Source organism: Streptomyces triticagri, assembly GCF_003429565.1.
GTDB classification, from domain to species: Bacteria; Actinomycetota; Actinomycetes; order Streptomycetales; family Streptomycetaceae; genus Streptomyces; species Streptomyces triticagri.
In genome coordinates this window covers 1-3,767 of the sequence record NZ_QUAK01000165.1, presented here as the reverse complement: position 1 = coordinate 3,767, position 3,767 = coordinate 1, and the positions used below count along the sequence as shown (strand labels likewise).

The following is a 3,767-nucleotide window of genomic DNA, read 5'->3' as shown; positions in this document are numbered from 1 at the left end:
GGAGCCACCGGCGGCGCGGACGGCACCGGCGCGGCGGACGGCACCGGGGCAGGGGCCTGTGGGGGCCGCGGGGGCGGTCCGCCCGCGGGAGAGTTCCGGCCGCCGCTGCGTCCTGAGGAGGCCGGTCGTACGGAGGGGCGGCCGCCGCGGCGGTTCTCGATCAGGGCGACGGCGCGTTCCGGCAGCCAGGCCGATGCCGTACCGCTGTCGTCGGAGCCGGAGGAGAAGAGATGCGGGGCGAGCTGGGACTGCAGGTCGGCGGGGCTCGGCCGGAGCGCCGCCTCCATGCCCATGCAGGACTCGATGAGCGGTCTCAGCTCCTCGGGCAGCCCGTCCAGATCGGGGCCCTCGCGCAGCAGCATGAACACGGTCTCGACCGGGTTCGCGCCGTGGAACGGTGCGTGTCCGGTCGCCGCGAAGACGAGGGTCGAGCCAAGCGAGAAGACGTCGCTCGCGCCGGTGACGCTGCGGGAGTCCTTGGCCTGCTCCGGCGACATGTAGGCGGGGGTGCCGACTGCGACGTTCGTCATGGTCAGGCGGGTGTTGGAGACGCCGGACGCGATACCGAAGTCGATCACGCGGGGTCCGTCCTCGACGACGAGGACGTTGGACGGCTTGAGGTCGCGGTGCACCAGGCCGGCGCCGTGGATGGACTGCAGCGCCTCGGCGACCCCGGCGGCCAGCCAGCGCACGGCCTGGGCGGGCATCGGTCCGCACTCATTCACTATTTCCTCGAGCGAGGGTGCCGGTACGTAGGCGGTGGCGAGCCAGGGCACGGCCGCCCGCGGGTCCGCGTCGACGACGGCCGCCGTGTAGAAGCCGGAGACGGCGCGCGCGGCCTCCACCTCGCGGGTGAAGCGGACACGGAACAGCTGGTCCTCGGCGAGCTCGGTCCTGACCGTCTTGATCGCCACCCGCCGGCCGGACGCCGAGCGCGCAAGATAGACGAGCCCCATTCCGCCGGCACCCAGCCGTCCGAGAACCTCGAACGGCCCGATCCTGCGCGGATCGTGCTGCGTCAGCTGCTCCACCTTGCCTGCCACCTCCCCGTGACTCACCACGCCTGACCAAGCCGCCTACAGCCACGGGTCAGGGTCTCACCACCGAGCCGCGTCGGCGGCACGCACCCCGATTCTTCCTGGACCGGGCGACGGTTGCGAACCCGGGCCCGGACCGGGGTGTCTCACCCATTCCGCGACAAGTCGCTATAAAGCAGACCATGACGCAGGTCGGTAACCGCCCGCGATCAGCCCTGGGACGGGTCCTCCACCGAGCCCTGCACCGGCTCCTCCAGTACGGCGAAGACCGCGCGCTGGTCGTCGGCGAGGACGGCCATCCGCCCGAAGGGGGTGTCGAGCGGCTCGACCCTGACCCGGCCGCCGAGGCGCCGGGTGGCGGCCACGGTCGCATCGCAGTCGGTCACGCTGAAGTACACCAGGAAGTGCCCGGGCATCTCGGCCGCGAACTCGCCCGTCACGAGCGACCTGCCGCCCACCGCGGTCTCCGGCCCGGCCTCGGTGCCGGCGGGCGACCAGATGCGGAACGGCACTCCCGCCTCCTCGATCTCGAGGGCGTCGAACCCGAAGACGTCCTCGTAGAAGGGGTCGACCAGGGCCTTGTCCCGCGAGTAGACCTCGGTCCAGCAGTACGAGTCCGGTTCGCGCTGCTTGCCGAAGCCCGGGTGCTCGTCGCCCTGCCACAGGCCGAAGACGGCACCCTCGGGGTCGGCGGCGAGCGCCATCGTGCCCGCCGGACCGACCCGCACGGGCTCCGTGACCAGCTGCCCGCCCGCGTCCTTGATCCGCGCCGCGGTGGCGCGGGCGTCGGCGGTGGCCAGATAGACCGTCCACACCGTGGGCATACGGCCGTCCCGTTTGGGCGCGAGCGCCGCGACCGGGCGGCCTTCGCCGTACGCCTGGACGTAGCGGCCGGCCTCCGGGCCCTCGGTCTCGTCGAAGGTCCAGCCGAAGAGTTCGCCGTAGAAGCGCCGGCCCGCCGCCACGTCGGGGAGCTGCGCGTCCACCCAGCAGGGGACGCCCTCCCGGAATCCTGCAGGGGGTCCGTCCGGGGTTCCGGTCGCCTCGGTGGTCATGACGTGTCCTTCCGTACGCGGCGGCGGGCGGCTGTGGTGCCCGTCACACTTCACGCTGCACCGTTCAACGTAGCGGGGTGGTCGGACAGTCGCCGCGGAACGGATTCGAACGTACGGTCAATTCCTGCAGGGTGCATTCCGCCGAACGGGACAGAAATCCGCCGGCACCGGCGAGCCCCATTTGCAGTCGGCCGAATCGCGCTCCGATCACCCCTCGGTAAGCTGACGGCATGACAGGACAGGTGCGTACCGTCGACGGCCGGGTGGCCGGCCGACGCGGCCAGGCGACACGTCAGAAGTTGCTCGACTGCCTCAGCGAGATGCTCAGTTCGTCGCCCTACCGCGACGTGAAGGTCATCGATGTGGCCCGCAAGGCAGGCACTTCACCGGCGACCTTCTACCAGTACTTCCCCGACGTCGAGGGCGCCGTCCTCGAGATCGCGGAGCAAATGGCCACCGAGGGCGCGGGGTTGACGGAAGTCCTCGCCGATCGTTCCTGGGTGGGCAAGGCGGGCTGGGCCACCGCGCAGGAACTCGTCGACGGCTTCCTCGACTTCTGGCGCAAGAACGACGCGATCCTGCGCGTGGTCGATCTGGGCGCCGCCGAGGGCGACAAGCGCTTCTACAAACTCCGGATGAAGATCCTGAATTCGGTGACCAACTCCCTTACGGACACGGTCAAGGAGCTCCAGGCCAAGGGCAAGGTCGACAAGGAGGTCAACGCGGCGGCGATCTCCGGATCCCTCGTCGCGATGCTCGCCTCGGTGGCCTCGCACCAGCGGGGTTTCCAGACGTGGGGCGTCAAGCAGGCCGAGCTGAAGCCGAGTCTGGCGCTGCTCGTCCACCTGGGCGTCACGGGCAAGAAGCCCACGAAGTAGCGGGCGACGACGGCCCGTCGGCCTCCGGCCCGGTCAACTCCGGTGCGGGAGCCGGTCGTTGGGCGACCAACCCGTTCCCCGGTTCTGTCATGGCGGGCGGCGGCTCCACTGCGGGCCGCCGCCCGTACGCATGCCTGCCGCCGCCGTCAGGTCGTACGGGGCGCTCGGCTCCCGTCCGTACCTTGCGCGCCGCGTCGTTCCAGCCGGAAGAGTCTGATCTCGCGGTCCACCCGCTGCTGGTACGCGGCGTACGGCGGCCAGAACCGAAGCGCCGCCTGCCATGCCTCCGCCCGCTCCGCACCCGTCAACCGCCGTGCCGTGACCGGGATGTCCCGACCCTTCCAGTTGATCTCCGCCTCCGGGTGGGCGAGCAGATTGGCCGTCCAGGCAGGGTGCCCCGGGCGGCCGAAGTTGGAGCCGACCAGGAGCCAGGTGCCGGTGTCCCGTTCCGGCATGCAGGCGAGCGGCGTCCGTCGTGGCAGCCCGCTGCGCGCGCCCGTCGCGGTGAGTACGACGCCGGGCAGCAACTGTGCGCTGAGCAGCACCTTGCCGCGCGTCACACGGTGGACGGTCCGGTCCATCGCAGGGATGAAATACGGCGCGATCCGCCCGAACCCACGGGTGGACGAGACCTTCTGCACGAGGCGCATCCCGACCGCCATCAGCCGGCCTCCGCACGGCGGGCGGCGGCCCGCGGTCCGGCGGGAGCGGGGACGGGTTCGCGCGCCGGGTACCGGTCCGCGGGCGGCCGCGGGACGCGTACGGCAGCCGTACGCGAGGGGCCCGGCCGCGCGGCG

4 protein-coding genes are annotated in these 3,767 nt (G+C 71.8%); 1 reads left to right on the top strand and 3 read right to left on the bottom strand.

The features are described from left to right. Together DY218_RS25530 and DY218_RS25525 are read right to left on the bottom strand one after the other, a co-directional pair. A partial coding sequence (locus DY218_RS25530) for a serine/threonine-protein kinase (protein WP_147336169.1) occupies positions 1-1,031 on the bottom strand: 1,031 nt, incomplete at its 3' end. A gap of 215 nt (positions 1,032-1,246) precedes the next feature. Beyond that, the gene (locus tag DY218_RS25525; RefSeq protein WP_128558497.1) at positions 1,247-2,092 is read right to left on the bottom strand and encodes a VOC family protein; all 846 of its coding nucleotides are present in this window, start codon (positions 2,090-2,092) and stop codon (positions 1,247-1,249) included. A 230-nt stretch (positions 2,093-2,322) separates the two neighbouring features. On the opposite strand from DY218_RS25525, the gene DY218_RS25520 reads away from it, so the two are divergent. Then, on the top strand, positions 2,323-2,970 hold the full coding sequence (locus tag DY218_RS25520; RefSeq protein ID WP_128558496.1) for a TetR family transcriptional regulator: 648 nt from the start codon (positions 2,323-2,325) through the stop codon (positions 2,968-2,970). 146 nt (positions 2,971-3,116) lie between these two features. Here the strand turns inward: DY218_RS25520 and DY218_RS25515 are convergent, their stop codons facing one another. Next, positions 3,117-3,632, bottom strand: coding sequence for a nitroreductase family deazaflavin-dependent oxidoreductase (locus tag DY218_RS25515; protein ID WP_128558495.1), 516 nt, complete (start codon positions 3,630-3,632; stop codon positions 3,117-3,119). Positions 3,633-3,767 lie beyond the last annotated feature (135 nt).